The organism is Pseudomonas sp. UBA5568 (assembly GCF_002425525.1).
GTDB classification, from domain to species: Bacteria; Pseudomonadota; Gammaproteobacteria; order Pseudomonadales; family Pseudomonadaceae; genus Aquipseudomonas; species Aquipseudomonas fulva.
Window position 1 is genome coordinate 20,463 of record NZ_DIMK01000052.1, and the last position, 26,215, is coordinate 46,677.

The following is a 26,215-nucleotide window of genomic DNA, read 5'->3' on the forward strand; positions in this document are numbered from 1 at the left end:
CTCGGCGGGATTTTCTCCCTGTTGCGCAGCGTCCGGACGGACCACGCTGTGCGGGCCAAACTCCACAGGGAATTGCAACCATGACAACAAGATCGCTACCCGCCCCGTCTCCCCTGGCCCTGAGCGTGAAGGCCCTGCTGCTGGCCGCAAGTCTGGCCACCGGGACAGTGGCCACGGCGGCAACCACAAGCCCGGCACCTGCCAGCAAGAACGTGACCTGGGAAGACATCGCCAACGACCACCTCACGACTGGGGACGTCCTGCAATACGGCATGGGCACCAACGCCCAGCGCTGGAGCCCGCTGGCCCAGGTCAACGACAAGAACGTGTTCAAGCTGACCCCGGCCTGGTCTTACTCCTTTGGTGACGAAAAGCAACGTGGCCAGGAGTCTCAGGCTATTGTCAGCGACGGCGTGGTGTACGTCACCGGCTCCTACTCGCGGGTATTCGCCCTCGATGCCAAGACCGGCAAACGCCTGTGGACCTACAATCACCGCCTGCCGGACAACATTCGCCCGTGCTGCGACGTGGTAAACCGTGGCGCTGCCATTTACGGCGACAAGGTCTACTTTGGCACGCTGGACGCCCGGGTCATCGCGCTGAACAAACACACCGGCAAGGTGGTGTGGAACAAGAAATTCGGCGACCACAGCGCCGGCTACACCATGACCGGGGCGCCTGTGCTGGTCAAAGACAAGACCAGCGGCAAGGTGCTGCTGATCCACGGCAGCTCGGGTGACGAATTCGGCGTGGTGGGCCAGCTGTTCGCCCGTGACCCGGAAACCGGCGAGGAAGTGTGGATGCGCCCCTTCGTCGAGGGCCACATGGGCCGCCTCAATGGCAAGGACAGCACCCCTACTGGCAACGTCAAGGCACCGTCCTGGCCGGATGACCCGACCACCGAAACCGGCAAGGTGGAAGCCTGGAGCCACGGCGGCGGCGCACCCTGGCAGAGTGCAAGCTTCGATGCCCAAAGCAATACCATCATCGTTGGTGCCGGCAACCCAGGCCCCTGGAACACCTGGGCACGCACCGCCAAGGACGGCAACCCGCACGATTACGACAGCCTCTATACCTCCGGCCAGGTGGGCGTGGACCCCAGCACTGGCGAGGTCAAATGGTTCTACCAGCACACCCCCAACGACGCCTGGGACTTCTCTGGCAACAACGAGCTGGTGCTGTTCGACTACAAGGACAAGCAAGGCAAGGTGATCAAGGCCACGGGGCATGCCGACCGCAACGGTTTCTTCTACGTGGTCGATCGCAACGACGGCAAGCTGCAGAACGCCTTCCCCTTCGTCGACAACATCACCTGGGCCAGTCACATCGACCTCAAGACCGGCCGTCCCGTGGAAAATCCAGGGCAACGGCCCGCCAAGCCGCTGCCGGGAGAAACCAAGGGCAAGCCGGTGGAAGTGTCGCCACCCTTCCTGGGCGGCAAGAACTGGAACCCCATGGCCTACAGCCAGGACACCGGTCTTTTCTACATCCCGGGCAACCAGTGGAAAGAGGAATACTGGACCGAGGAAGTGAACTACAAGAAAGGCTCCGCTTACCTGGGCATGGGCTTTCGCATCAAGCGCATGTACGACGACCACGTAGGCACCCTGCGCGCCATGGACCCGACCACCGGCAAGCTGGTGTGGGAACACAAGGAGCACCTGCCGCTATGGGCCGGGGTGCTGGCGACCAAGGGCAACCTGGTGTTCACCGGAACCGGTGACGGTTTCTTCAAGGCTTTCGACGCCAAGACCGGCAAAGAGCTTTGGAAATTCCAGACGGGCAGCGGCATCGTTTCCCCGCCCATTACCTGGGAGCAGGACGGGGAGCAATACATCGGTGTCACTGTCGGCTATGGCGGGGCGGTGCCGCTGTGGGGCGGCGACATGGCCGAACTGACCAAGCCAGTGGCCCAGGGCGGTTCTTTCTGGGTGTTCAAGATACCGAGTTGGGACACCACGACTGCTCAACGTTGACCGACAGCGGGGCGCGCTCCGGCTGCGCCCCGCCCTTTTGCGTCTGTCCAGGGAACTCGATCATGACCTTTCTACCACTGGCCTTGTTGCTGGCCATCACTCCCGCGTTGGCGCTGGCCACTGATAGCGATGACGGCGACACGCCGTTGAGCATCAACGGCTGCGTGATCGCCGAAGCCAGCCAATGCCCCGGCGCCAACCTGCGGGGCGCCAAGCTGGCCAATCAGGACCTGCGCAAGATGAACCTGGCCGGCGCCGACCTGCGCGATGCCGACCTGCGCCACGCCCGGCTGGACCTGGCCAATCTCGAAAAAGCCCGGTTGCAGGGCGCCAACCTGACCCGCGCCAGCCTGCAGCAAAGCAACCTGCGCCTGGCCGACCTGAGCAGTGCACGGCTGATGGCCATCCAGGGCTGGGGGCTGTTTGCCCAAGGCGCCCAGTTCACCAACGCCGACCTGAGCGCTGCCTACCTGCAATTCGCCCGGCTCTCGGGCGCCAGGATGCAGCAGGCCAACTTGCAGGCTGCCGACCTGGAAATGGCCTGGCTGAACAAGACCGACTTGCGCGGCGCGCATCTGAACGATGCCAACCTCCAGGAAGCCAAGCTTGGGCAGAGCAACCTCGAACAAGCCAAGCTGGAAGGCGCGCGCCTTCACTACGGCAACTTCCAGGACGCCAACATGCAAGGCTGCAGCGGCTGCCCAGCCACCTGGGAACATTGACTTCGAGCACTCGGCTAACCCGCTACACGTACCAGACCCAGGTCGATGCCCACGTGCACCAGTTCAGCATGGGAGCCGACCTGCAGTTTGCTCTTGAGCATGGTCAGGTGATTGGAGACGGTCTTTGCACTGATACACAGCTGCTCGGCGATCGACCGGGCCGGTATGCCGCGAACCAGCATCACGAAGATTTCCAGCTCCCGCTGGGTCAGGCGTTGCAGCCTGGGATCACAAGCATCATGCGTCGAGCTGCAGGCCAGTTGGGTAGCCAGCCCCTGCTCGATGTACGCGTATCCGGCAAGCACGCGCTGTACGGCCTCGACCAGAACCTGCGGGGCCGAGCTCTTGGTCAGATAGCCGGCCGCGCCGGCGTCCAGCGCCTGGCGTACCAGTGGCAGCTCGTCATGCATGCTGAAGAACAGCACCCGCAACTGCGGCAGGCGCTGGCGCAGGCGTCGGGTGGTTTCCAGCCCACTGATGCCGGGCAGGCCGAAGTCCATGATCACCAGATTCGGTACCTGCTCCTGCACGCGAGCCAGGGCTTCTTCACCGCTGGCAGCCTCACGCACCTGCATCGATGGCAACACGGCGCGCAGCAGGCTGGCGTAGCCTTGGCGAACCACGGCGTGGTCGTCGACCAGCACGATATTCATGACACCTCCAGGGGAATCGTCAGGGCCAGTGCCCACCCGGCACCGGGACGGGTGAGAATGCGCAGTTCACCGCCCAGGCTGCGGGCGCGCTCGGCCATTGAATGCAAACCTACCCCGGGCCGCCCAGGCTGGCTGGCGCCGCAGCCGTCGTCGCGAACCAGAAGGCGCAGCCCGTTGGCGCCCCGTTGCAGGCGTATCCGCACCTGACGGGCGTGGGCATGGCGAGCGACGTTGGTCAGCGCTTCCTGCAACAACCGGTACAGATGCGTGCGTTGGGTAGATGACAGCGCCGGCAACTGGGCCCCGACCCGCAAATGACACTCGATGGCCTGGCTGGCACTCCATTGGCTCACCAACTGGTCGAGGGCTTCGGCCATGGGCAGGTGCTGCAGCGCAACCGGGTACAAGTCCCGTATCAAGGCTCGGAAACCGAACTGCAAGCCTGCACAGTTGCGCTCCAGCGTCTGGGTGGTTTGTCGCACCTGCTCAGGTTGGTGGGCACACAATTGCAACAGACACACCTGGGCGCGGATGCCGGCCACGTACTGGCCCAGGTCGTCGTGCAGCGCCTGAGCCAGCCGCGTGCGTTCCTGCTCCTGGACCGCCAGCAAAGCGCCAGTCAGTTGCTGGTTGTCGGCCTGGGCCTGCTCGATCGCCGCGGCCATCTGGTTAAAGTGCCCGGCCAATTGGCGCGCTTGCGGGCCACCGGTCACTTGCAGACGCACGTCCAACTGCCCTTGCGACACCTGGCGCAATGCACGCAGCAGCGCAGCCAGCAGGCGCAGCCCGCGCTGCACGGCCCAACTGATGGACAGCAGGCTCATGGCCAACGCGACAGCACATACCGCCAGCAGCTGTTGCAGCGAGTCCCAGACTTCATCGACCTCATCGCGTGCGTCCACGCTCAACGCGACGCGGCGGCCATCATCGAGTACCAGCATACGGGTGCTGTCGTAATGCTCGCCTGCCAGCACCGTGCCCAACCAGCCATCGAGCCCGGCCTCGGACGGCACCGCCGTTTTTTCAGGCTCGCCAGGGTTCAGCCAATGCACGCGCACGTGGCGCAGGTGCTCGGTCAGCACAGGTTGCAGGCTCGCCGGGTCGTGGCTGGCGGCTTGGGCCATGTACGCCATCACCGCTTCGGCCGACTGCAACTCCCGCTTCACATCGGCTGATGCCTGGTGCAGCACGACCCCCGCGCAGGCCAGGGTCAACACCGCGAAACAGCCAGCGACCCACAGGTTGATACGCCAGAGGGCAGACAGATTGACAGCATGCATGACCGGGCTCCAGGGCAACTGCTGCCATCCTAGGGCGCCACGCCAGCGCACCCGCTACTACCTTGGTAGCGGCTGGGCGCTACTTTCTGCATATTCCCCGGCCCCGGCAGGCTTTCTATGCTGGCGCCATCTGCCGTGGAGTGCGATATGCGCCAGCCTGCCCACCTTGTCCTGACTTGCCTGCTGACCTTGCTTGCGCCGACGGCCTGGGCTCAGAACGAAAGGGCCGACACACAGGCCGTGAGCCCCTTGCAGATCCGTATCGGCTACCTGAGCTATCGCCCTGACAGCGGCCCGCTGTTGTCCACTATCTGGCCTGAACCGAACGATGCCGGCCTGCAAGGGGCACAGTTAGCCGTTGCCGACAGCAATACCACCGGGCGGTTTCTCAAGCAGCAGTTCGCGCTGGTCAGCGCACGTGCCGACTCCGCCGAGCAACTGCTGCATGCCGCCCAGGCCCAGCATGGGGACGGCGTGCGGTTGTTCGTCATCAACGCGCCGGTCGCCAGCCTGCGGGCCTTGTCTGCGGCCCTGCCCGACAGCCTGCTGTTCAATGCCGGCAGCCCGGATGACGCCATACGCAGCGTGCAGTGCCTGGGCAATGTGCTGCACGCCCTGCCTGGGCGGGCGATGCTGGCCGATGCGCTGGTGCAGTTTCTGGTGCTGCGCAAATGGCAGCGCGGGTTGCTGATCGTCGGGCAGACCCCGGACGATGAAGCCTACGCCGCCGCGCTGCGCCGCGCGGCCAAGCGCTTTGGCCTGCAACTGGTGGCCGAGAAGCGCTGGACGTTCGACAACGACCAGCGCCGCAGCGCCCAGGCCGACATGCCGCTGTTCACTCAGGCGCGCGAATACGACGTGGTACTGGTGGCTGATGAACGGGGCGACTTCGGCGAATACGTGCCCTACCAGACCTGGTTGCCACGCCCGGTCGCCGGCACTCAGGGCCTGACGCCCACCGGCTGGCACAAGACCGTAGAAACGTTTGGCGCCGCGCAATTGCAAAAACGCTTCGAAGCGCAGGCCGGCCGTTGGATGAACGACCGCGATTTCGCAGCGTGGATGGCCGTGCGCAGCATCGCCACGGCCGTCAGCAAGCTGCGCGAGGCCAAGCCCAGGGCCTTGCAGCAACTGCTTGTGAGCGAACAACTGCCACTCGACGGTTTCAAGGGGCGCAAGCTCAGCTACAGGCCCTGGAATGGCGAGCTGCGCCAACCCATCCCCCTGGTGCAGCCCAGAGCCCTGGTCAGCACCTCACCGCAGGAAGGCTTCCTGCACCCTTCCAACGAGATGGACAGCCTGGGATTCGACAAGGCCGATGTGACCTGCACTTACCCCTGACACGCCCACACAATAACAAGGAACCTGTCATGCGCCGCCGCCCCTCATCACGCTGCCTGCTGTGCGCCCGTCTTCTGCCGGTCGTGCTGGCCCTGGCCGGCGAGCCTGCTCTGGCCGCCACCGCCTGGGTGTCCAACGAGAAGGACAACACCCTGAGCCTGATCGACCTGCAGACCTTGACGGTGACCGACACCCTGCCCGTCGGCCAACGCCCGCGCGGCCTGCTGCTGTCGCACGACAACAAGCTGCTGTACATCTGCGCCAGCGATTCGGATCGGGTGCAGGTGATGGACGTGGCCAGCCGCACCCTCGTCAAGGAACTCCCGTCAGGCAAAGACCCCGAGCAATTCGCCCTGCATCCCAACGACCGTTGGTTGTACGTGTCAAACGAAGACGATGCCCTGGTCACGGTCATCGACACCGTTAGCGACACGGTGCTGGCCCAGGTGGATGTGGGCATCGAACCTGAGGGCATGGCCGTGAGCCCGGATGGAAAATGGGCGGTCAACACCAGCGAAACCACCAACATGCTGCACTGGATCGACACCCAGACCCAGACCTTGGCCGACAGCACCCCGGTGGACCAGCGCCCCCGTTTCGTGGAATTCAGCCAGGATGGCAAGCACCTGTGGGCGTCGGCAGAAATCGGCGGCACGGTCACCATCCTGGACGTGGCTTCGCGCCAGGTGCTCAAGACCCTGAACTTCGCCATCAAGGGCGTGCACCCTGACAAAGTCCAGCCAGTGGGCATCAAGCTCAGCGCCGATGGCAAGTACGCGTTCGTGGCACTGGGCCCGGCCAATCATGTGGCGGTGGTCGATGCCAGGACATTCGAAGTGCTGGACTACCTGCTGGTGGGGCGTCGCGTCTGGCAGCTGGCCTTCACCCCTGACCAGCAGCAACTGCTGGCCACCAATGGCGTGAGCGGCGACGTGTCGGTGATCGACGTGGCCAGCCTCAAGGTGCTCAAATCGATCAAGGTCGGCCGCTATCCATGGGGTGTGGTGGTCACGCCATGAACGCGCTGCGCATTGAGGGGGTCAGTTTCGCCTATGGTCAGCGCGCGGCACTCAGGGACGTGACCTTCAGCCTGACGCCCGGCCACTTCACCGCCTTGCTGGGGCCCAACGGCGCCGGCAAGTCGACCTTGATTGCCTTGATGACCTGCCTGTATGACGTGCAGCACGGCGATATCCAGGTCTTGGGTTATTCGCTGCGCCGTCAGCCTCGGGCAGCGCTAGGGCAGCTGGGCGTCGTGTTTCAGCAGAGCACGCTGGACCTGGACCTTAGCGTGGAACAGAACCTGCGCTATCACGCAGCGCTGCATGGGATGCCCCGGCGGGAGGCCCAGCGCCGCGTGGACGCCGAACTGGCCCGCCAAGGGCTGGGAGAGCGGCGCCGTGACCCCGTGCGCGAACTCAATGTTGGGCACAGGCGCCGCGTCGAAATCGCCCGGGCACTGCTGCACGGGCCCCGCCTGTTGCTACTCGACGAAGCCAGCGTTGGCCTGGATCCGCCCAGCCGGCAAGCACTCAACCAGCACGTGCGTAGCTTGTGCCACAGCGATCGGCGCTTGAGCGTGCTGTGGACCACTCACCTGCTCGATGAAGTGCAGGCGACCGATGACCTGGTCATCCTGCACCAGGGTCGGGTGGTGGTAAGTGGGACTGCCGAGGCCATGATGCAGCCCCACGGCGGCGATCTGGGCCGTACGTTCGCCTATCACACGTGTAACACGGCTGGAGCGCTCGCCTGATGAACGCCTACTGGTATTGCTTTAGCGGCATCCTCATGCGTGAAGCCCTGCGGTTCGTGCGCCAACGCACGCGTCTGATCAGCGCACTGGTGCGCCCCTTGTTGTGGCTGGTGGTGTTCGCTGCCGGGTTTCGTGCTGCACTGGGCATCGCCATCATCGAGCCATACGACAGCTACATTCCCTACGAGGTCTACATCGTGCCGGGCCTGGCCTGCATGATCCTGCTGTTCAATGGCATGCAAGGTTCGCTATCGATGGTCTACGACCGGGAGATGGGCAGCATGCGGGTGCTGCTGACCAGCCCGCTGCCCAGGGCCTTTCTGTTGTGCAGCAAGCTTTTGGCGACGTCGCTTATCTCTGTGCTACAGGTGTACATCTTCATCGCCATCGCTTGGCTTTACGGCATTCAGCCCCCGGTCGGCGGCCTGGGGCTGGCCCTGCCCGCGGTACTGCTCGTGGGGTTCATGCTCAGCGCACTGGGGCTGTTGCTGTCCAATGCCATCCGCCAACTGGAGAATTTTGCCGGGGTGATGAATTTCGTGATCTTCCCCTTGTTCTTTCTGTCGTCGGCGCTCTATCCGCTTTGGAAAATGCAGGAGGCCAGCCAGTGGCTTTACTGGCTGTGTGCGGTCAACCCGTTCACCCACGCCGTCGAGCTGGTGCGCTTTGCGCTCTACGAGCGGCTGAGCCTGCTGGCGCTGGCGGTATGCCTGACGCTGAGCATGCTGTTCACGCTGCTGGCTATCGTCACCTTCAACCCGCAGCACGCCGCCCTGCGCAAACCACGGTGAGGTGCCCCGGTGGACTGTGCGCTGCAGGGGAGGCTCGCCTCTACTACTTTGGTACTGCCCAGGGTGTCTATGGTCGCATTCACAAAGCCGTGGCACTGGCATGTAATGCGCCTATAACAAGAAGGAACAGACCATGCCACGTGCCCTCCAAAGGCTGCCCCTGTGCTTGCTGGCCGCCGCCTCGCTGAGCCTTTTGCTGGGCCATGCCCAGGCCGCCGCCCCACCGACGTTCACGCCAGATGGCTACCGCGCCACGCTGTACCGCAGCCCGACCCCGCCGCAGGTCGAAGGTGGCAAGGTGATAGACACTGCCGCGCTGCAATCGATGATGCGGGGGCATCCGGCCCCTGTCCTGATCGACGTCTACCGCCGCCAGTGGCTGCATGAACGCTTCATCGAAGACGAGCCCCACGCCAACCTGCCTGGCAGCCTGTGGCTGCCCAACACCGGCGACGGCGTGCTCAGCCCTGCCTGGCAAGGTTACTTCGAGCATCACCTGCGTCAGGCCACAGGGGGGCAGCCTCATTACCCTGTCGTCTTCTATTGCCGGTCCGATTGCTGGTTGAGCTGGAACGCGGTAAAACGCGCAGCACAACTGGGCTACACCAACCTCTACTGGTACCGCGACGGGCTAGACGCCTGGCAGCAGGCCGACCTGCCCGTGCAGACGGCCCAGCCAGCAGCGTTTCCCTGACAGCTTGCTTGCCCCTGCGCGCTTAATTATTCAAACAAGAACAAGGTGAAAAGGCCATGTACAAAATCTTGATTGCCGACGATCACCCGCTGTTTCGCGAAGCGATCCACAACGTCATCAGTGACGGGTTTCAGGGCAGTGAAATCATGGAAACCGCCGACCTGGACAGTGCGCTGACGCTGACCCAGGACCATGACGACCTCGACCTGATCCTGCTCGACCTGAACATGCCGGGCATGCATGGCCTGAACGGGCTGATCACCTTGCGCAACGAGGCACCTACCACCCCGGTGGTGATCGTCTCGGCCGAGCAAGAGAAGCAGGTGGTGCTGCAAGCCATCACCTACGGTGCGGTGGGCTTCATCACCAAGTCCTCGCCGCGCGCGCAGATGATCGAGGCGATCGAGCAGATCCTCAACGGCAACGTGTACCTGCCGCCGGATATCATCCGCGCGCAGAAAAGCAGCAGCCGCCGCCTGAGCGATGCCCCAAGCTTCCCGCCGGAAATGCTCCAGGCCCTGACGCGCAAGCAGTTGCTGGTGCTCGAACGCATGACCAAGGGCGAATCGAACAAACAGATCGCCTATGCCTTGGACATCGCCGAAACCACCGTCAAGGCCCACGTCTCGGCCATCCTGCGCAAGCTGAACGTGCACAACCGGGTGCAGGCCATCCTCAGCGCCGGCGACATCGACTTCGCTGACTATCTACGGCGCTGACCCCCAAGGGGCCCGGGAGGCCAGCAAGTGGCTCATGGCGGTCTTGAGTTTCATGGGCCGTACGGGCTTGTGCATCAGCGTATGGCCTCGCTCACGGATCTGTTGCTTGAGTTCATTGCTGTAGTTGGCGGTGATCATCAGCGCAGGCAGCGGCCGGGCACGGCGGGCATTGATACGTGCCACGGCGTCGACGCCAGTGCAGTCGTCATCGAGGTGATAGTCGGCAATCAGCAGGTCGGCATCGGCGTGGTAGTTCTCCACCTGACGGGCCAGGTCCTGCTCCGACAGTGCCGTGATCACGCAACAGCCCCAGCCTTCGAGCAGTGTGCGCATGCCGGCACAGATGGCAGCGTCGTTGTCCAGCACCCACACCCGGGCCCCACGCAGGCACTCGAGCATCGGCTGGCATACGGCATGCTCGGGCCGTGCAATCGGGACGGCGGTGCTCAGCGGCACTTCCACGGCGAATACTGACCCCTTGCCGGGCCAGGAGCGCACGGCAATACGGTGACCGAGGATGCCGGCAATCTTCTCGACGATGGCAAGCCCCAGGCCCAGGCCGCGATCCTGATCCGGCCGCTGCACGGCGCCACGCTTGAATTCCTGGAACATTTCCTCAAGATGCTCCTCGGCAATGCCGATACCGGTGTCCCACACCTCGATGCGCACGCAACCTGCCTGGCGGCGACAGCCCAGCGCCACGCGCCCGCTGGGGGTATAGCGGATGGCGTTGCTGAGCAAGTTGCGCAGGATCCGCGCCAGCAGCTGAATATCGCTGCGCACCACGACCGAGCAGCTTACGAAGTGCAGGGCCAGCCCCTCGCTGCGGGCGACGTGGGCATACTCTGCCGCCAGGTTGTCCATCAGTTCCGCCAGGGCGAAGGGTGCCACGTCGGCTGTGATGACGCCGGCATCGAGCTTGGAGATGTCCACCAGCGTTCCCAGCAGGTTCTCGACGTCTTCCAGGGAGTTGCTGACATTACGCACCAGCTGTGCACTGGCCAGCGGATCGCGGCGCTCGAGCAAGGCGCTGGTGAACAAGCGCGCCGCGTTCAGTGGCTGCAGCAGGTCATGGCTGACCGCGGCAAGGAACTTGGTCTTGGACAGGTTGGCCTGGTCAGCCTCGTGCTTGGCCTCGCGCAAACGCGCCTCGGCACGTCGCCGTTCTTCGATCTCCCGTAACAACTGTTCGTTGAGGCTGGTCAACTCGGCCGTACGCTCACGGACCCGCAGCTCCAGGTGCTGATAAGCCTGGTGCAGCGCCTGGGCGGTGTTGCGCCGTTCGGTGATGTCACGGATCAACACGAAGATACCGACCACCTCGCCAGAGGCCAGCCGATTGGGCACATAGGAGCGCAGCATGTGGCGCTCCTGGCCGTTGATGTTGGTTTCCGGAAATTCGAACGTGACGCTCTCCCCTGCCAGCGCCCGCGCCACATAGGCTTCAAGGCGCTGATAATGCTGCTCGCTATGGGCCTGGCGCAGGCTCTGGCCCAGCATCAGCCCACTGGGCCAGCAATACCATTGCTCATAGACCTTGTTGGTGAACTCATACACCAGGTCGGCGTTGAGGTAGGCGATCAGTGCCGGCACATGGTCAGTGATCAGCCGGATCCAGCGCTCGCTTTCGCTGAGGGCCTCGGCATGCAGGTAGCGTTCGGTGATATCGGTAAACGTGTTGACGAATCCGCCAGTGGGCAGTGGATGCGTGCGGATCTCCAGCATGCGCCCGTCGAACAGGCGTTGCTCGCACTCGTGCACGATACGCCCGTTGTCGTCGCGGCTTTCGGGCGTGAGCAAACGCAGCTCGCTGTCGGCAATCACGTCGGCGAAGGGACGGTGCGCAGCGACCGGGGCCAGCCCGCTCAGCTCCAGGAACCGGCGGTTCCACAACTCCAGGACACCGTCCGCGTTGACCATGGCCACGCCTTGGGACAGGTTGTCCACCGCCCGCTGCAACAGGTGCGATTTCTGCGCCACCGCCTGTTCCCTGCGCAGGGTTTCGCTGAGTTTGACCTCGGTGATGTCGGTGAACAGGATCACCCGGCCACCCTCGCAGGTGGGGCGCTCGTTGACCTGCAGCCAGCGGCCATTGTGCTGTCGGTACAACAGATGTTCGTCGGCAGGGCCGCGCGGATCCTCGCTGAACAGGCCGCTGCTGGTCATCAGCCTGCGCACGTCGACCAGGCGCATGCCGGGAATGATGCGCACGCGGCGGTTCTCCCAGAAAGCCTTGAAGCGGCTGTTGCACAGCACCATGCGCAGGTTTCGGTCGAACAGGATGAACGCGTCGGAAATGCTTTCGATGGCATCGATCAGGTGCTGGTGCGCGGTTTCAGCGCGCAGACGTGCTTCGCTGAGCAGTTGGTTGCCCGCCTTGAGTTCGGCCATGGCCTGGTTCAACGCATCAGTGCGCTCGCGCACCTGCTCGGCCAGCACCACCGAATGCTGGAAGGCCGCATAGGGATCGCTGCCGCGCGTGACACCCGACTCGATGCGCTCGATCAGCGCGGCGTTGATCCGTTGCAGCTTGCGGTTTTCATAGCGAAGCTGCGCCAGTTCGGCCTGCACGTCATTGCCCGGGGCGGGTTCGGTTGCGGGCAATGGCAACCCCGGTGAAGGTCTGGTTGATGTGCATACCATTGAACTGTTCTCCATAGGTGTTGAAGCCCATCACCCGCTGCTCGCGCAGAAAATCACCCACCGCCGCCAGGCCTTGCTGGGTCTCCAGCTCCAAGCGGCGCAAAAAACAGTCGCAGCCGATGGTGAGCATCAGCGGACCCAGGCGTTGCTGCAGGCCATCGAACAGCTGCTGCAGGTTCGGCAGCAACGGGCCGGGTGTCATGGGCGTGAGCACAATGCCGTTCTCTACCGCACAGTAGAAGCTCAGGCTCAGATCGGCATGCACCTGCTGGATGGCCCGCACGTAGTACCGGTTGTGCATGCGCACGGCCAGCGGGTGTGCGGCAAACAGCCTGTGGTCCAGGGCGCTGACGGGCACCCCGATATGGCGTGCATATTCTTCGGCAGCAGGCTCGGCATTGAGCTCATACACCCGTCGCTGGGCGCTGTCGGCGCCGGTGACCACCAGTTTTTCCTGCCGTGGCTCAAGGTGGTGGGTGGTGAACACTTCGAAGTCCAGCCAGGTATTGACCAGCACCACCACGGCAGCACCGTGGTGAAACGCCCCGCCATAGAAGACGTGGGTCCGTGTCAGGTAGTTGTCGTCCCCGGCCGAGCCGCCAAAATGCGGGATATCGCCCAACGCTGCGCTCAGGGCCGCCAGCACCGTCTCTTCACGGCTGGACAAGCCATCGAGCAAGGTCAAGGCGAAGCTGTGCCCTTTGATCTGGGCCAAGGCGTTGCCGCGACAGCTGCCGACCAACCGCTCGACCATCTGCTGGGCGTCGATCAGGCTGAAACGCTCCATTTCGTCGATCAGTTCGGTGGCGATGGAAAAATGCCGGTGATCAAAACCTACGGCCGTCACGCAACTGCGCCCATAACCCAGCGGCGTGATTTCCCCCGCACTGGTGCACCCGACCAGCGGGATGCCGCCAAAGCCTTGTTCAAGGGCCTGGCCCAAGGCCTGCAGGTCGTACTCGGCGGTGCAGAAGAACAGCACGAAGCCCAAGTGCGGATGCAGCAGTTGCCGCGCCAGTTCCTGAGCCGCCACGCGTGCATCGCTGGCCTGGGACATGGCGCTGACCACGCCCTCGTTATGTGCCTGCTGCATCGGGGTCTCCGGCAAGGGCTGGCTGAGCGGTGAGTGTACGAAGCATGGGCCAGGGTTCGAATGCTACTTGCGTAGCAGGTGCACGCGTCGATGGGCGTAGTGGTGAGCTACTGACGCACGCTATTGCTGGAGGAGGCGAATGCCCTGGGTGGCCCAGAACGTCCGGTAGCAGCACTGCCCGAGCCTCCATGCACTGGCGAAACGATCCCCGCACCATCGCAAGATCATCCAGGCAGTCGTCAGAGCGCCTCTCGCACGCTCAGCTACCGCCCTTTCACTGTCCGTCGTCGCGTGACGGAAATTTGGGCGTTTCCTGCTTGGATCCTCCCCGTTTTGCCTTAGCTGCCGCAGGGCTTCTTCCTCGTTTCGGTTCAGCCTGTGCGGGTGTATCGGTCAACGACACCGGGTTAATTCCCCCCCGGGGATTGAGCACAATACCCATCCGCAGCCCAAAAAGACGCAGCACAGCCTCCAGGGTGCCGAGTTTGGGGTTGGATTTCCCACTTTCGAGTTCATACAAGCTTTTCGTGGACATCTTGCACATCGTTGCAAAGGTCTCTTGATCCAGACCGGTGACTTCGAGCCGCAAGCGGCGGATGGATGCGCCGATCGAATCAAGCCCCAAGGCGTTGCGCTGGGCGATCTCCTCCACAAGCTGAGCACGCTGTTCGGGCTGTAATTTTTTCATCTCAACCCCCACTGTGCGAGTCGCTTGTCCAGGTCATTGACCGGCAAAGAGGCTGCATTGCGTACCGACTCGGGGACACCCGTCAGCAGATCGGGCAACGCCCTGAAGCCATCAGCCGCATTCATCAACCGTTGCAGCAGCACATCGGGATCGGTGTAACCGGCCAGTTCAGCGCAATTGTCCCTCCAGTTGGAGGAACCCTTGCGCTCGGCCACCCACTTCGTCGTCCGTGTGACGCCCTCTTCGTCAAGGATCATTGGCGCAAGGTCATAGATCGGGGCCAAACGAAACTTTCCATTTTCACGGATGATGGAGATGTTTCGTCCGTGGTTATCGGTATTGCCCAGAATGCGATTGAGCAGATCGCGCCGTACGTACTCGAACACCAAGTCCTCTATCTCATCCTGCTGGCCGTTGTGGGTCCACAGCTCCACCAATCGGTGAACGACTTCAGCATGGGTCATCACCTGCCCATAACCGGTAATGCCGCAGATTGAATACACCGACTCCAGTGGCACCCGCTCCACTACGCCATTCACGACTCGGCGATCAAAGCGCGGCATCCACAGGCTGGGCTTGACTGCCTCCTCGAGCATCAAGCCCTCAGTGGGAACCGTATCAAGTCCCAGGGCCGCCACCGCGTTGTAGTAATGGAACTCGGTGCGCAGGATATCGTTATCGCGCTCACTCCCTTTATTGCGCGCGAACTTGATCAGCCAGTGTTGACGCGCTTGGTTATCGGCAAGCATTGCATCAGCGTATAGCGCACCGTCGTGGGCTTGGGTCATAAGCAGTTTGGGGGCTTGCCCGTTGGCACCGGTAGCGCCACCCAACGCCGCACCGGTTTCAAAGGCGTACTCCAGAAACTCATTCGTCCTGTTCACGACTTCAAGGCGCGCGAATGCCTCTTGTCGACCCGGCTGCAGATCCTCTACCGACTCCTTGATCCGCAAATGCCCGACGGGGGCCGGTGTGAAACGCTTCAAAAGGTACAGCCCCATTTCCATACCTTCGGGTTTGGATCGCGCGTAACGCGATTCAAGGGACTCTTTGGCAGCGCCAGAAGGAATGAGGTCGTATAGAAATGCCGGATAGCCTTTCCCGCGGTGGTGATCCCAATTCAAGGGCAGGCCAACGCTCAGCGCCCGTTCGCAACGATCTTCCATGCAATCAAAGTTTGCGATGATGTAGTCGTCGTCATAGGCCACCAGGCACGCACCCTCAGCAACACGCTCAGGGTTCTCAAACGTAAGCGTGGCCGCGTCGGCCCATGTGCCCTCAAAAAAAGCTTGAATGACGAGCTTGAGCGGCATGTCAATCTCCTAATCAGTACTGCAATGCTGATTAGAATAGTCCCCGGGTCAATAACCGGCAATAAAATGCTGACTAACAGCCTGAACTTTGAAAAACCGGCACTAAACTGCTGGTTTTAATTGCTTGCCGCATGCATTGGGTGCTGTCCTGACGGCTGGGAAGCGTCCGGCGGGCAAGTGAGCGTCAACAGCGTTGTGCGTGCATGCATCATTCGGGCTGCAGCGCTGCACCGCCATCAGGCGCCTGACCCTGAAGGTCTGGAATACCACGCAAGCCCCGTTGAACACTGCGCCTGCGCCACATCGTTACCACGTCAGCACCGCACCCACGGCAAACGTATCGGTGTCTTCGTTCTGCTCGCGAGTCTCATGGCCCTCAATGGAAAACTGGTTGTACTCGGCCACCAGCTTGAGGTTGTCGTTGATGTCATGGAACAGCGCCACCCCGCGGGTTTGATAATCGGCACCGCTGCCTACCGCGCCGTTGCCGTCGTCCTTGGTCTTGCCGTAGGAAAGCGCAACCCGGTTCTTGCCGACCTTGTAAGAGGCTTGCAGCAGGTAGCCGTCGCTGTCCACGTTGCGCAACACCGGTTCGCCGGCATTGTTGGTGAAGAACGGGTTGATGCCCTTGGCCTGGAAGCCGGACCCGGTCAGGGACAGCCCGCCCAGCTTGGCCTGCACGCCATAGCCAAGCCCTTTTGAGGTGACAGACCGCACCGCGTCGTCAGTGTTGTCGGAGGTCTGGTAGCTGCCGTTTAGCCAGCTGTAGATGTGTGCGCCTGCCAGGTCGAACTGGTACGTGATCTCGGACTCGGTGCGGGGGTTCTTCTGGTAGGCCTTGCCCGTGGGGCTGCTGTCATTGGTGTCGACCGGGTCCATGATCCCCACGGCGATACGCAGGCCCTCCATGACCGGGGTACGGTAGGTGATTTGCGAGGTCGGGAACGGGTACGGGTAGCCGCTGCCGATGTTGCCGAACGATACCCCACCGCCATCGACAAGACCCAGCGTGTCACTGACCTGGCCGTAACCGGCGAGCAACTCGTCGAGCAGGATGTTCGAGCGGGCGAACAGCCCGAAGTCCTTGCCGATGAGCACCTCGCCCCATTCAGGGTTGGCCACAGTACCGTAGAACTGCCGGACATCGATGGCCGTGTCGGTACCCGTGCTTTCGCTGTCGTTGATGGTGACCCAGAACGAGGCACGGGCACCGAGCTTCAGGTCATTGACCTGCTTGCCCATGTTGAACCCCAGGTAATTGGGCAGAAAGCCCATCTTCACCCGAGACTGGCGGCGGTCGAACTGCTCACCTTCACGGTCGACCTTGCTGTTGACGTAGAACGCGTTGATATAGCCGTCGGTGGAAAAGGTGGTCTGGTTCTGGTCGTACAACATGATCTCGGCTTGCGCCAGGGAACTCAGGCTGACAGCCGCAAGGCTGGCGATGGCAACTGCCAGGTAACGAGGCCGCAGAGACTTGTTTTTATTGTTGTGCATGGCGCGCTCCAAACGGGGGACAGAGGGTCGGAGGCGATTATCGAAAGGTGGGTAGCGGTCAGAAACGCTGCTTTGGCGCAGCATCGAGCCTGCTTGCGAAGGGCGTGCAAGGCCCGGTGGTTTGGGACCACTACGGGCTAGGCCGGGTCGTGCGACCTAGGGCTTACGCATCAATGATGGACACCGAAGATCGGCACGAAAGTGGCCGAGCGTATGAACGGGACAGCTGACCAGACAGGGCCTGCCTGGCCTCTGGCGGGTCAGGAAGCGAGCATCGATCCCCGCTGCGCACGTGCTGTGGTAAAGCGATGAGGTTGCTGCCAGGCCAGCGTGGCCTGAACATCGGTAGCCGCCTGCTTGACCTTCTGCGTCCATTGGTCGTCTTTGGGGCAGACCACTACCACGCGAAAACCATGCTCGAGCCCCTCGAGCCGTACACCTTCGGAGTCGTCCACATGCAGGTCGATGTCAAACGCCGAGGGCAGCTTGGAGGGCGAGTTGACCAGCCCCCGCTGGCCCAGCATGTGCTGGTGGCGGTCGCTGTTGACCACGCCATCGACGCGGATACCGTACAGCAGCAACCATCGGCGGATGTAGGCCGGCGTGCGTCCGGACGATGTGTAGATCCACACGCTGCAACCCTGGCGGCGCAGGTCGCTGATCAATTCGCGGGTACCGCTGCGCAGTGGCTCGCCCAACCAGCGGTGGACGAAGCTCGGCAGCCGGTCCGGCTCGGCTTCGGCGTGCTCGGGCAGGCAGGCCAAGGTATCGTCGATGTCGAACGAGATGCGCACTCGCGCTTGACGTACAGTGCTTTCGAGCACCGCTCGGCAGCGCTGCCAGGCTAATCCGCGACTCATCGAAGGCTCCTCTCGCGCAGGGGGGTTGGCAGGAAAAACGTCTCGGGCGCCGGGGCATGGGCTTCCAGGAAGGCGGCGTACTTTTTCTTGATCTTGGGCAGCTCGTACAGCGCCTTGACGCCGTGCTTGGCCGAGTTGCGGATGACTGACGAGGGATTGAAGTAGCCTTCGGCGTTCTCGAGCGACAGCACGAATGGCGGCAAGCCTGCGCGCATCAGCAGATAACTGACGATCAGCGAGCCGGTACGGTTGTTGCCTTCGATGAACAGCTGTGGCTTGCTGAGGATGCGCACGTACACGCCAGCTGCGCGCTTCCATATCGAATCGCTGCCATAACCGCAGTACCAGTTGTACAAGTCCTTGATGCCGCCTTCGACGTTGTTGAAAAAATGGGTTTCGGTAGCCGCCAGGTGCGCAGCGAACTCCTGGCGGCGGGCGGCGTCGGTGCCACAGAGCACCGTGGCGTTGATTTCCAGCATCAGGTTCACCTGCTGCAGGTGAAACAGGTCGATACCGCGCGCCACGTAGTGATCGACCAACGCGTAGCCCTCCAGCACGTTGCACAGCACCTCGTCGGTGAACGGGTCGCGAGGTTCGGTGAAGTGGCGGCTGAGCTCGGCGAAATGCGCCTGCACTTGGCGCAGGGCGTGCTCGACGGCGTTGAGATCCAGGCGGGGCGTCGCTGGCATCGGTTATCCCTGATTGCGGTATTGGGGTAAAGACCACCGCGGGCCTTGGCCGTCCTGGCACTGGCGCGCGGGCGTTCTCAAGCGAGGCTCAGCTGAACTTGCCACTGATGTAGTCGGCAGTCAGCTGTTCACGAGGGTCTTGGAATATCTGGGTGGTGGGCCCCATCTCTACCAGGTAGCCCGTGCGCGTGCCTTGGGAAATGTCGACCGAAAAGAACGCCGTGGTGTCAGCCACGCGAATGGCCTGCTGCATGTTGTGGGTCACCAGCGCAATGGTGTAGTCCTTTTTCAACTCCACCATCAGCTCCTCCACCCGCCGGGTCGCAATCGGGTCCAGCGCCGAACAGGGTTCATCGAGCAACAGCACCTCGGGTTCGGTGGCGATGGCCCGGGCAATACACAAGCGCTGCTGCTGGCCACCGGACAGGGACAGGCCACTGACCTTGAGCTTGTCTTTCACTTCATCCCACAACGCAGCGCCTTGCAAGGCATGCTTGACCCGGTCACCGATATCGCCCTTGTAGCGGTTCAGCCGAAGGCCGAAGGCCACGTTGTCGAAAATGCTCATCGAGAACGGGTTGGGCTGCTGGAACACCATGCCGATGTAGCGGCGCACCACGACTGGATCGACCCCCTTGCCGTAGACGTCCTGCCCCAGAAAGTGCACATGCCCTTCGAAGCGAAAGCCCTTGACCAGGTCGTTCATGCGGTTGAGGCTGCGCAGCACGGTGCTTTTGCCACAACCGGACGGGCCGATGAAACCGGTGATCTCGTTCTTGCGGATCGGCACGTGGCTGTCGCGCACGGCCATGAAGTTGCCGTAGAAGATCTTGTCCAGCTTGCAATCCATGACGATGGGGGTTTCGCTGGCCAGGGGAGCGACTCTTTGGGCGGTGGATACGTTCACGTCGAATGCTCCCTTATCAGTACTTGGGCTTGCCGAATACACGGCTCAGGATGTTGATGACCAGCACGATCATTACCAGAACCAGCGACGCCGCCCAGGCGAGCTCCAACTGGTTGTCGAACGGCATGCCGGAGAAGTTGTAGATCAGCACCGCCAGCGAAGCGGTGGGGTTCATCACCGCCAGGCTGCCATCGTGGTAGATCCAGTAGTTGCTGAACAACGCGGTGAACAGCAGCGGCGCCGTTTCACCCGCCGCCCGGGCCACGGCCAGCATGACGCCGGTCAGGATGGCGGGCAGGCCGGTGGGCAGCACGATCTTCCAGATCACCTGGGCCTGGGTGCAGCCCATGCCGTAGGCGGCGTCCTTCATGATCTTGGGCACCATCTTCATGGCTTCCTCGGCGGTCAGGACCACGATTGGTAGCATCAAAACGGCCAGCGCCACGCCGCCCGCCGGCGCCGAGTAGGTCCCAGTGGTCATCACCACCAGCGCATAGGCAAACACGCCAGCCAGGATGGACGGCAAGCCGGTCAGCATCCTGGCGGCGAAGCGTGCGGCGTTGGCCAGCTTGCTGTCAGGCCCGAGCTCGGCCAAAAACACGGCCGCCAGGATGCCCACCGGCACAGCGATGGCCGCTGCAATGCCGACCATGACCAGGGTACCGACCATGGCGTTGCCGAAGCCGCCGCCCATTTCGAAGCCGGTTGGCGGCAGCTCGGTGAACACTTCCATGTTCAGCCGTGCGCCACCCCGGGTGATGAGCATGTACAGCACCGAAATCAGCGGCACGCTGGCCACCAGGGCGGCGAGCCAGGCCAGTGTGGTCAGCAGTACGCTGCGCAGCGCCCGGCCCTCGAGCTTGCGCTGCAGGCTTGGCAGCGCGGCCACTGGTGTAGAGAGATCGGTCATCAGCGGTTACCTCGTTGCGCGTAGAGCATGATCATCGAGCCCAGCACGTTCACCAGCAGCGTGATGAACATCAGCACCAGGGCGGCGTACATCAGCACTTCCACCTCGTTTGGTCCGGCTTCGGGGAAGTTCAGGGCCAGCAACGCTGCCAGGGTATTGGCCGGCGCGAACAGTGACACAGAGAGGGTGTTGGCGTTGCCCACCAGCATGGCCAGTGCCATGGTCTCGCCCAGGGCGCGGCCCAGGCCCAGCACCAGCGAGCCAAAGATGCCGGTCGCAGCCGAGGGCACCATGACTTTGAGAATCGCCTCCCAGTGCGTCGTGCCCATGCCATAGGCGGCTTGCTTGGTTTTCATCGGCACACTGGTCAACGCGTCCTGGGAGACCGCGGCGATGGTCGGCAGAATCATGATCGCCAGCACCAAGGCTGCAGGCAGCAACCCCGGCCCGCTCAGGGACGTGCCGAAGAACGGGATCCAGCCCAGCTCGCTGTTGAGCCAGGTGGTCAGTGGCCGTATGGCCGGAATCACCACATAGATGCCCCACAGCCCGTACACCACGCTGGGGATGGCGGCCAGCAGCTCGACGATGGTGCGAAACACCGCCGCGAGTCTGGCCGGCAGAAAATCCTGGGTCAGGAAGATGGCCATGCTGACGCCGAAGAAACCGGCGATCAGCAAGGCGATGAATGCGCTGTACAGCGTGCCCCAGATGGCAGGAAGAATGCCGTACTGGCCTTGGTTGACGTCCCAGACACTGCCCAGCAGCACGTCGAAGCCATGCTTCTCGATGCCGGGCAAAGCCTTGCGGCCGACCTCGTAAACCAGTGCGAAGACCAGTGCCAGGACCAGCACAACCCCAATGCGGGCCAGCGCCCGGAAGGTGCGGTCCACCAGCACGTCCCTGGCAGACGGCGGCCGGCAGGCGGAGTCGGGGTTATCCGGTAGGTCGAAGGGTGTGTTCATTGGCAGGTTCCGGGACAGGGTGCTGACACCCCGGCGTATCAGGCGCACGCCGGGGACGCCGGTATCACTTGATGTTGGCGGAGGCTTTGCGCACTTGCTCGACCACCGAAGGCGGCAGCGGGATGTAGCCCATCGAGTCGGCGATCTTCTGCCCTTCGGTCAGGCTGTACTCGACCATGTCGCGCATGGCCTTGGCCTTGGCGGGGTTGCCATTGTCCTTGCGGAAGATCATCCAGGTGTAGGAGGTAATGGGATAGGACTTGGCGCCGTCCGGATCAGGCAGCCAGGCCACCAGGTTTTCCGGCATGTTCACGGCGGCCAGGGCCTCGGCGCCACTTTCGGCATTGGGCACCACGTACTGCCCGGCCTTGTTCTGCAGTTGGGCGAAGTCCACCTTGGCCAACTTGGCAAAACCGTACTCAATGTAGCCAATGGCGCCTGGGGTCTGGCGTACGGTGGCGGTCACACCATCGTTTTTAGGTGACTTGATGAACTTGTCGGTAGCCGGCCAGTTGACCGTGTTGCCCTCACCCAGCTTTTGCTTGAAGTCGGCATTGATAGCCGAGAGGTGCTTGGTGAACACCGCTGTCGTGCCACTGGAGTCGGCACGCACCACGACGGTGATGGGGGTATCGGGCAGCTTGAGCTCCGGGTTGGCGGCCGCGATCTGCGGGTCGTTCCAGCGGGTGATGTTGCCAAGGAAAATATTGGAGTACACCTCGCGCGGCAGCTTGAGCCCTTTCGGGTTGCCAGGCAGGTTGTAGGCCAGCACGATCTCGCCGGCGGTCATGGGCAGCAGTTGTACGCCCTCGCCCACCTTGGCCATGTCAGCTTCGCTCATGGCCGAGTCGCTGGCGGCAAAGTCCACGGTCCTGTTCAGAAAATCCTGCACCCCGGCGCCGCTGCCCTTGGACTGGTAGTCGACGGTCACGCCGTCGGACTTCTTGCTGAAGTCCTTGAACCAGGTCAGGTAGATGGGTGCGGGGAAGCTGGCCCCGGAACCGGTCAGGCGAATGTTTTCTGCGGCGATCGAAGCCGATGTGGCGCAAAGGGAGACCGCAACGGCGAGTGCAGCAGACTTCATCAGGCGTATCATTGAAAGCGCTCCGTGTGATGGCCGGCACACTTTGCATCAGCTGTGTTACAGCTTTGTGACCACCGCGTGGCACCGCGCTCCTCTCCACGCCACGCCCTGCCCTGCGCCCCATTGAGCTGCGGCATTTTTTCAATGCCTTACGCTCACGTCCATGGAACACTCACCGTTTACCGCACTCCCACCCTTATCAGGGCAGCGGCCCTGCACAACCTGAGCTGGAGGACAAACCTGCATGAAGAAGATCCTGATGGTGTTGACGTCCCACGACCAACTGGGTGACACCGGCAAGAAAACCGGGTTCTGGCTGGAAGAGTTCGCGGCACCTTATTACGCATTCGTGGATGCCGGCGCCGACGTCACGCTCGCTTCGCCCAAGGGCGGGCAGCCGCCGCTGGACCCGAAAAGTGACGAAGACGATGCACATACCGAGGCCACTCAACGCTTCGCCAAAGACACCGAGGGCCAGGCTGCCCTGGCCGATACCGTCCCCCTTGGCGAAGTCGACCCTTATGATTTCGACGCCGTTTTTTATCCAGGCGGCCACGGCCCACTGTGGGATCTGGCCGAAAGCCAGGACTCGATCGTTCTGCTGCAGGCCTTTTATGCCGCCAACAAGCCCATCGCAGCGGTATGCCATGCACCGGGCGTGTTGAAAAACGTCAAGGCGCCTGACGGTCACCCTGTCGTCAAGGGCAAAAAAGTCACGGGCTTCACCAACAGTGAAGAGCAAGCCGTGGGTCTGACCGACGTCGTCCCGTTTCTGGTGGAGGACATGCTGCGGGGCCATGGCGCACACTATGCCAAGGCCGAAGACTGGGCGAGCCATGTGGTCGAGGATGGGCATCTGATTACAGGTCAGAACCCGGCATCCTCAGCAGCAACTGCCAAGGCATTGCTTAAACGGTTAGCCCAGGAACCCGGCGCCTGAGCATTGGTTTGTGCATCGCAAAGCAGCAAACGCTACGCAAAGGAATTTTTTGCTACAGCCCGAGGTCACAACGGTAGCGCACAGCTATCGCTTGCACCTCTGGCTGCAAGTCTACATCGGATGTTCCCTTTATTCAGCGTGCGCAGAGCCAGAGTATTGCCATGAAAACGTGCGAATTCCCAAGCTGTCCGACCGTTCTGCTGGTTGAGGACGAACCTATCATCCGTGAGCTGATCGCCATTGCCCTTGAGGACCTGGGCGCAGCGGTAACCAGCGTGGAAACAGCACAGGAAGGCCTGGAAATAACCTCGCGCTCGGCATTTTCGATGCTCCTCACCGATGTCCGCACCCCTGGTGCGGTGAACGGACTGGAGCTGGCCTACCAGGTGGGCCAGTCGCAGCCTGACACTCGCATCGTGGTCATGAGTGGTTATCACGACCCGTCAAGCTGTGCCCTCCCCTCTGGCGCTATATTCCTGCCCAAGCCCTGGACCCTGGATCATTTCATCGGCGTGATCAGTGATCAGCTCGCGCGTTCAGCTTCGCTTCGCGCTCAGCCTGCGGCTTGATCCAGGTTCAGCCAGTTCGGATCGACCGCATGCTGCCGATCCTTGGAAGTGAGTCTGCATCGATGCGGCCGAGCCGTTTCAGCGGGCGCCTTCCAGTGCCTGCTGCAACGACCGGTCAGCCAGTTGTCGAAGGTCCCGCCACTGCTGCCTAGCGATCACCCCGAGCCGCTTCATCTCGTCCGCCTGACGCAGCAGTTCCTGGTGGGAGGCACGGGGGCAGGCGCAGCGTGCCACGTGATCATCGAAGGTAGAAAACCAACGGTTGATTGCCTCCAAGTACATCAGGTCAATAGAAGGCTGCTCAATGAATGCCGTCATGCCGGTCTCCCTGGTGCTCGCTTTTTCAATCGAACCCAAGGAGTGACCGATGGTTCACTCCGGTTGGTAATCGAGCGAGCCGGCCTCACACGATACCCGTATGACCATCCAGTACCTGTCGCACGCGCCGTGCCAGATCATGGGGCTGGCAGGGCTTGGAGATCACATCGAATTCAGAGCCACCGATGTCGGTGCGTTCGATCGAGTTCTCCGCGTAGCCGGTGGTGAGCAGCACCTTGATCTGCGGCTGCAGGCGACGCACCTCGCGCGCCAGCATCACCCCATTCATGCCGCCAGGCATGATCAGGTCGGTGAACAACAAGTCATAGCGCTCACCCGCTTCGATAAGCTTCAGCGCTTCGCGTGCGTTGAGCACCATGTCGGCGTCGTAGCCATAGTTTTCCAGCACCATCTTGGCCAGCTCCGCAACGTCTGGACGGTCTTCGACGATAAGAATCCTCTCGGTACCGGAACTGCGCTCGACCAGCTTCACGGGCTTTTCCTGAATCGGGCTGGCTTCGTCCACCGGGAAATACAAGCGCAGCGTGGTCCCCTCACCCTCTTCGGTATAGATCCTGGCAGCGCCGCCGGACTGACGCGCGAAGCCATACACCATGGACAGACCCAGCCCCGAGCCCTTGCCCTCCTCCTTGGTCGTGAAGAAAGGGTCCATGACGCGATCACGAATGCTCGCAGGCATGCCGATGCCGTTGTCGGTAATGGAAATGCTCACGTAACTGCCCGGCAATAGGCCGTCGAAGGACAGATTGATGTCGCTTACGTGCACGTTTCGCGTTTCGATGAATACGTGGGGGCGCTTGCGACCGATCAGAGCGTCGCGAGCGTTCATGAAGATGTTCAGCAGTGCCACTTCGGCCTGGGTCGGGTCGATGCGACAGTTGCGCAAGTGCTCTTCCAAGTCGTATTCGACCGTCACCTGGGCGCCGAAGGTGCGCTCGATGATAGGGCTCACGTCATCGAGCAGATGATTGAGGTTGAGCACGCGGCCGTGCAGTTTCTGCTTGCGGGCAAAGGCCAGCAACTGCTTGGTGAGGGTACTGGCACGATCGACCGCCGTTTGCGCATGCCCGACGCTTCGGCGAATGCGGCTCAGGTCCGGCTGCGCCTTGTCGGTCTCGCTGGCCACCAGCCCCATGTAACCGCCCATCACTTGCAGCAAGTTGTTGAAGTCGTGAGCAATGCCGCCCGTCAACTGACCCAGAGCTTCCATCTTCTGCGCCTGACGCAATGCATCCTCGGCATCGCGCCGACGGCTGACGTCCAACTGCGAGGCGAAGAAGTAGATCAGGTCGCCACGCTCGTTGAAAATCGGCGAGATGAACAGCGCATTCCAGAAACTGGAGCCGTCCTTGCGGTAATTGAGCACTTCGGTGGCGATATCCACGCGCTTCTCGATCGCCTCACGGATAGCGTCGACCACCGACCGCTCAGTCTCGGGGCCCTGCAGGAAGCGGCAATTTCGCCCCATGATCTCACCGGATTCATAACCGGTCATTTCCAGAAACGCGCGGTTGGCAAAGATGATAGGATTGTCGTCGCGGCTGGGATCGGTCACGATCATGGGCATGCGCGTCGTTTGCACGGCAGCGAAGAACATGTCGTGCGGCAGGTTGGATATGTCTCCGGTCGCCTGATTGCTGACGCGGGCCTTCTTTTCCGTCACGTGACTCTCCTGGTTGGGCAATGGTGCAACTCGTCACTTCTTGACAACGCCAAGCGGTAAATTGCTCCGCCAATAGCGGCTGCTTACGAAACTATTGTTCGATGGCCAATGTCGATTCGTCAT

Annotated in this window: 25 protein-coding genes; 10 read left to right on the top strand and 15 right to left on the bottom strand. The window is 62.3% G+C overall.

The genetic code is table 11. From position 1 onward, the window contains the following. Positions 1–80: 80 nt before the first annotated feature. Both exaA and B2S33_RS16630 read left to right on the top strand, forming a co-directional pair. Positions 81–1,976 (top strand): quinoprotein ethanol dehydrogenase, encoded by a 1,896-nt coding sequence (gene exaA / locus B2S33_RS16625; protein ID WP_027914777.1) that lies wholly within the window; start codon positions 81–83, stop codon positions 1,974–1,976. Between the two features lie 62 nt (positions 1,977–2,038). Further along, the gene (locus tag B2S33_RS16630; RefSeq protein WP_027914776.1) at positions 2,039–2,698 is read left to right on the top strand and encodes a pentapeptide repeat-containing protein; all 660 of its coding nucleotides are present in this window, start codon (positions 2,039–2,041) and stop codon (positions 2,696–2,698) included. A 14-nt stretch (positions 2,699–2,712) separates the two neighbouring features. Here the strand turns inward: B2S33_RS16630 and B2S33_RS16635 are convergent, their stop codons facing one another. Together B2S33_RS16635 and B2S33_RS16640 are read right to left on the bottom strand one after the other, a co-directional pair. Continuing rightward, positions 2,713–3,351 (bottom strand): response regulator, encoded by a 639-nt coding sequence (locus tag B2S33_RS16635; RefSeq protein WP_059183104.1) that lies wholly within the window; start codon positions 3,349–3,351, stop codon positions 2,713–2,715. After that, entirely contained in the window at positions 3,348–4,631 is a 1,284-nt protein-coding gene (locus B2S33_RS16640) for a HAMP domain-containing sensor histidine kinase (RefSeq protein ID WP_288650688.1), read from the bottom strand. Before B2S33_RS16640 ends, B2S33_RS16635 begins: the two co-directional genes overlap by 4 nt. A gap of 147 nt (positions 4,632–4,778) precedes the next feature. On the opposite strand from B2S33_RS16640, the gene B2S33_RS16645 reads away from it, so the two are divergent. The 6 genes from B2S33_RS16645 (at position 4,779) to B2S33_RS16670 (ending at position 9,932) form a co-directional block, all read left to right on the top strand. After that, the gene (locus B2S33_RS16645) at positions 4,779–5,972 is read left to right on the top strand and encodes an ABC transporter substrate-binding protein (protein WP_027914773.1); all 1,194 of its coding nucleotides are present in this window, start codon (positions 4,779–4,781) and stop codon (positions 5,970–5,972) included. Positions 5,973–6,001: 29 nt separating this feature from the next. After that, positions 6,002–6,991, top strand: a complete 990-nt coding sequence (locus B2S33_RS16650; RefSeq protein WP_232097777.1) for a YVTN family beta-propeller repeat protein — start codon at positions 6,002–6,004, stop codon at positions 6,989–6,991. Next, the gene (locus tag B2S33_RS16655) at positions 6,988–7,728 is read left to right on the top strand and encodes an ABC transporter ATP-binding protein (protein WP_288650689.1); all 741 of its coding nucleotides are present in this window, start codon (positions 6,988–6,990) and stop codon (positions 7,726–7,728) included. The genes B2S33_RS16650 and B2S33_RS16655 overlap by 4 nt, the downstream gene beginning before the upstream one ends. Then, complete coding sequence (locus B2S33_RS16660) at positions 7,728–8,519, top strand: ABC transporter permease (RefSeq protein ID WP_027914770.1); 792 nt, start codon at positions 7,728–7,730, stop codon at positions 8,517–8,519. The genes B2S33_RS16655 and B2S33_RS16660 overlap by 1 nt, the downstream gene beginning before the upstream one ends. A gap of 133 nt (positions 8,520–8,652) precedes the next feature. Then, complete coding sequence (locus B2S33_RS16665; protein ID WP_288650690.1) at positions 8,653–9,213, top strand: PQQ-dependent catabolism-associated CXXCW motif protein; 561 nt, start codon at positions 8,653–8,655, stop codon at positions 9,211–9,213. 56 nt (positions 9,214–9,269) lie between these two features. Further along, complete coding sequence (locus B2S33_RS16670; RefSeq protein WP_027914768.1) at positions 9,270–9,932, top strand: response regulator transcription factor; 663 nt, start codon at positions 9,270–9,272, stop codon at positions 9,930–9,932. Here B2S33_RS16670 and nahK read toward each other — a convergent pair. The 11 genes from nahK to pstS all read right to left on the bottom strand — a co-directional run bounded on the left by nahK (position 9,921) and on the right by pstS (position 22,593). Beyond that, positions 9,921–12,575 carry a hybrid sensor histidine kinase/response regulator NahK/ErcS' gene (nahK, locus tag B2S33_RS16675; RefSeq protein ID WP_081783937.1) on the bottom strand — a complete coding sequence of 885 codons (2,655 nt, stop codon included), beginning with the start codon at positions 12,573–12,575 and terminating at the stop codon, positions 9,921–9,923. The two genes, B2S33_RS16670 and nahK, sit on opposite strands and share 12 nt — an antisense overlap. After that, entirely contained in the window at positions 12,505–13,668 is a 1,164-nt protein-coding gene (gene nosP, locus B2S33_RS16680; RefSeq protein WP_028687015.1) for a nitric oxide-sensing protein NosP, read from the bottom strand. Before nosP ends, nahK begins: the two co-directional genes overlap by 71 nt. Positions 13,669–13,942: 274 nt before the next feature. After that, positions 13,943–14,356 carry a helix-turn-helix domain-containing protein gene (locus B2S33_RS16685; protein WP_028687014.1) on the bottom strand — a complete coding sequence of 138 codons (414 nt, stop codon included), beginning with the start codon at positions 14,354–14,356 and terminating at the stop codon, positions 13,943–13,945. After that, a complete protein-coding gene (locus B2S33_RS16690) occupies positions 14,353–15,669 on the bottom strand; it encodes a type II toxin-antitoxin system HipA family toxin (protein WP_028687013.1) in 1,317 nt (438 codons plus the stop codon). The genes B2S33_RS16685 and B2S33_RS16690 overlap by 4 nt, the downstream gene beginning before the upstream one ends. 306 nt (positions 15,670–15,975) lie before the next feature. Beyond that, positions 15,976–17,166, bottom strand: coding sequence for a porin (locus B2S33_RS16695; RefSeq protein ID WP_027914764.1), 1,191 nt, complete (start codon positions 17,164–17,166; stop codon positions 15,976–15,978). Positions 17,167–17,426: 260 nt separating this feature from the next. Further along, a complete protein-coding gene (locus tag B2S33_RS16700; protein WP_042139284.1) occupies positions 17,427–18,026 on the bottom strand; it encodes a hypothetical protein in 600 nt (199 codons plus the stop codon). After that, positions 18,023–18,715, bottom strand: coding sequence for a hypothetical protein (locus tag B2S33_RS16705; protein WP_027914763.1), 693 nt, complete (start codon positions 18,713–18,715; stop codon positions 18,023–18,025). Before B2S33_RS16705 ends, B2S33_RS16700 begins: the two co-directional genes overlap by 4 nt. An 88-nt stretch (positions 18,716–18,803) precedes the next feature. Beyond that, positions 18,804–19,565: a phosphate ABC transporter ATP-binding protein PstB gene (gene pstB / locus B2S33_RS16710; protein WP_042139286.1), complete on the bottom strand. Its 762-nt coding sequence runs from the start codon at positions 19,563–19,565 to the stop codon at positions 18,804–18,806. 73 nt (positions 19,566–19,638) lie between these two features. After that, entirely contained in the window at positions 19,639–20,532 is an 894-nt protein-coding gene (pstA, locus tag B2S33_RS16715; RefSeq protein ID WP_288650693.1) for a phosphate ABC transporter permease PstA, read from the bottom strand. After that, positions 20,532–21,497, bottom strand: coding sequence for a phosphate ABC transporter permease subunit PstC (gene pstC, locus B2S33_RS16720; protein WP_028687012.1), 966 nt, complete (start codon positions 21,495–21,497; stop codon positions 20,532–20,534). The genes pstA and pstC overlap by 1 nt, the downstream gene beginning before the upstream one ends. Positions 21,498–21,561: 64 nt before the next feature. After that, positions 21,562–22,593, bottom strand: coding sequence for a phosphate ABC transporter substrate-binding protein PstS (pstS, locus tag B2S33_RS16725; RefSeq protein ID WP_027914759.1), 1,032 nt, complete (start codon positions 22,591–22,593; stop codon positions 21,562–21,564). 232 nt (positions 22,594–22,825) lie between these two features. On the opposite strand from pstS, the gene B2S33_RS16730 reads away from it, so the two are divergent. Together B2S33_RS16730 and B2S33_RS16735 are read left to right on the top strand one after the other, a co-directional pair. Further along, the gene (locus tag B2S33_RS16730) at positions 22,826–23,521 is read left to right on the top strand and encodes a type 1 glutamine amidotransferase domain-containing protein (protein ID WP_027914758.1); all 696 of its coding nucleotides are present in this window, start codon (positions 22,826–22,828) and stop codon (positions 23,519–23,521) included. A 161-nt stretch (positions 23,522–23,682) separates the two neighbouring features. Further along, positions 23,683–24,090: a response regulator gene (locus B2S33_RS16735; RefSeq protein WP_027914757.1), complete on the top strand. Its 408-nt coding sequence runs from the start codon at positions 23,683–23,685 to the stop codon at positions 24,088–24,090. A 78-nt stretch (positions 24,091–24,168) separates the two neighbouring features. Here B2S33_RS16735 and B2S33_RS16740 read toward each other — a convergent pair whose 3' ends face one another. Both B2S33_RS16740 and B2S33_RS16745 read right to left on the bottom strand, forming a co-directional pair. After that, positions 24,169–24,408, bottom strand: coding sequence for a hypothetical protein (locus B2S33_RS16740; protein WP_288650694.1), 240 nt, complete (start codon positions 24,406–24,408; stop codon positions 24,169–24,171). Between the two features lie 85 nt (positions 24,409–24,493). Further along, positions 24,494–26,092, bottom strand: a complete 1,599-nt coding sequence (locus B2S33_RS16745) for a histidine kinase famiy protein (RefSeq protein ID WP_028687009.1) — start codon at positions 26,090–26,092, stop codon at positions 24,494–24,496. Between the last annotated feature and the right edge of the window lie 123 nt (positions 26,093–26,215).